At 72.3% G+C, this 2,577-nt stretch carries 1 protein-coding gene; it reads left to right on the top strand.

Annotated features, from left to right (window positions below; genetic code table 11):
* Nucleotides 1-10: 10 nt before the first annotated feature.
* Nucleotides 11-2,577, top strand: a 2,567-nt coding sequence (locus tag ABZY31_RS31160; RefSeq protein ID WP_356417038.1) for a condensation domain-containing protein, incomplete at its 3' end; no start/stop codon positions are given.

Raw genomic sequence — 2,577 nt, 5'->3', positions numbered from 1 at the left:
TGCGGGTGAGGTGCTGCCGGATCTGCGGTGGGTGATCTTCGGTGGGGAGGCGTTGGAGCCGAAGCACGTGCTGGGCTGGTTCGAGCGGTTCGGTGAATCCGGTGCGCGGCTGGTGAACATGTACGGGATCACCGAGACGACGGTGCATGTGACGTATCAGGAGATCACGGCTGCGCATGTGGTGGCGGGTGGCCGGTTGCCGGCGGGGCGTCCGTTGCCGAGTTACCGGGTGCTGCTGTTGGACGAGCGGGGTGCGCCGGTTCCGGTGGGTGTGGCGGGTGAGATCCATGTTGCGGGTGGTGGTCTGGCGCGCGGGTATCTGCATCGTCCGGAGCTGACGCAGGAGCGGTTCCCGGTGAATCCGTTCGGTGAGCCGGGAGAGCGGATGTACCGCTCGGGCGATGTGGCCCGGTGGCGGGCGGACGGCACGCTGGAGTATCTGGGGCGTGCGGACGACCAGGTGAAGATCCGCGGGTTCCGCATCGAACTGGGTGAGATCGAGACGGCGTTGGTCGGCCACCCGCTGATCCGGGAGACGGTCGTCACCGCCCACCAGGGCACCGACGGCCACAAGCGGCTCGTCGCGTACGTCGTCACGGACACCGTCGTGCCCCTCGCGGAGCTACGGGCCCACCTGGCGGCCACCCTGCCGGACTACATGGTGCCGGCGGTGTTCGTGACGCTGGACCGGCTCCCGCTCACCCCGAGCGGGAAGGTGAACCGGCGGGCGCTGCCCGCGCCCGAGGTCCAGGCCGAGCAGCTCGGCACGCAGTACACCGCCCCGCGCGATGAGACCGAGCGGATCCTGGCCGGTATCTGGGCCGACGTGCTCGGTGTCGAGCGGGTTGGCGTCCACGACAACTTCTTCGACCTCGGCGGCGACTCCATCCTGACCATCCAGGTCGTGTCGCGGGCCCGGCGGGCCCTCGGCGGGAGTCTCTCCCCGCGCCTGCTCTTCGAGGCTCCGACGGTCGCGCAACTGGCGGCCGCCGTGGCCCCCGATGGCTCCGGTGCGCAGGCCGGGGCGGCCCCCGGGATTCCGGTGGCGCCGCGGGACGGCCTGCTGCCGATGTCCTTCGGACAGCAGCGCCTGTGGTTCCTGGAGGACTTCAACGAGGGCAGCACCGAATACCACTCGGCCACCGCCCTGCGGCTGACCGGACCGCTCGACGCCGCCGCGCTGCGCGCGGCCGTCGGTGACCTGGCGGCGCGCCACGAGGCGCTCCGGACCACCTTCGACGTGGCCGACGGCCAGGGTGTGCAGATCGTCCACCCCGTGCTGGAGCCCCAGTGGCAGGCGGCCGAGGCCGGGACCGAGGAGGAGCTGCGGGAGCTGGCGCAGGCGGAACTGGTCCGCCCGTACGACCTGAAGAACGGCCCGCTCGTGCGCGTGCTGCTCGTCCGGATGACCGGGTCGGCCGCCGAGGAGCACGTGTGCGTGCTCGGCATGCACCACATCGTCACGGACGGGTGGTCGATGGGCGTCGCCGCCCGCGAGCTCGGCGAGCTGTACGCGGCCCGCACGCAGGGCCGCCCGGCGGAGCTGGCCGCCGTACCGGTGCAGTACCCGGACTTCGCCGCCTGGCAGCGCGAGCGGCTGGTGGACGGCGGTCTCCTGGAGGAGCAGCTCGGCTGGTGGCGCGAGCGGCTCGCGGGCATCGAACCGCTGGAACTGCCCACCGACCGGCCGCGGCCGACGGTGCGCTCCTCGGCCGGCGCGGTCCACGGGTTCGAGGTACCGGCGGCCACGCTCGGCGCGCTCAAGGAGCTGGCCCGCGAACAGGGCGCGACGCTCTACATGGCCCTGACGGCCGCGGTGAAGACGGTCTTCGCCCGCTGGACCGGCCAGCAGGACATCGCGGTCGGCACCGCGTCCGCCGGGCGCGGGCAGGGCGAGGGGAACGGCGACCTGGAGCAGCTGATCGGCTTCCTGGTCAATACCGTCGTCCTGAGGTCGCACATCGAGCCGGACATGCCCTTCCGGGCGGTCCTGGACCAGGTGAAGGAGACCGTCCTCGACGCGTTCGCGCACGAGGAGGTGCCCTTCGAGCGCCTGGTGGAGGCCCTCCAGCCGGAGCGCGACACCAGCCGCACGCCGCTCGTCCAGGCCATGGTGGTGCTCCAGAACGCCCCCGGCGCGCACCCCTCGCTGGGCGGGGTCGAGGTCACGGACTACCGGCTGGAGCGGGACACCGCGCTGTTCGACCTGACCCTGGAGTTCGAGGAGTACGAGGGCGGTCTGCGGGCGCTCGTCGAGTACAGCGCCGAGCTGTTCGACGCCGGCACCATCGCCCGCTTCGGCGAGCACCTGAACGTGCTGCTGGACGGCGTCGCCGCGGACCCGGACCGGGCGGTGGCGGACCTCCCGCTGCTGACCGCGGGGGAATTCGACCGGGTGGTGCGGGAGTGGAACGCCTCGGGCGGGGTGGAGGCTCCGGCCGGGACCATCCACGGATGGGTGGCCGACCGGGCCGCGCTGTCACCGGATGCGGTGGCGGTGTCGTTCGGTGACGAGTGGGTGACGTACGGGGAGTTGGAGGAGCGGGCGAACCGGTTGGCGCATCATCTGGTGGCGTT

It is taken from the genome of Streptomyces sp. NPDC006529, from assembly GCF_040611795.1.
GTDB lineage: Bacteria > Actinomycetota > Actinomycetes > Streptomycetales > Streptomycetaceae > Streptomyces.
This window is presented reverse-complemented; position numbering and strand designations above follow the sequence as displayed.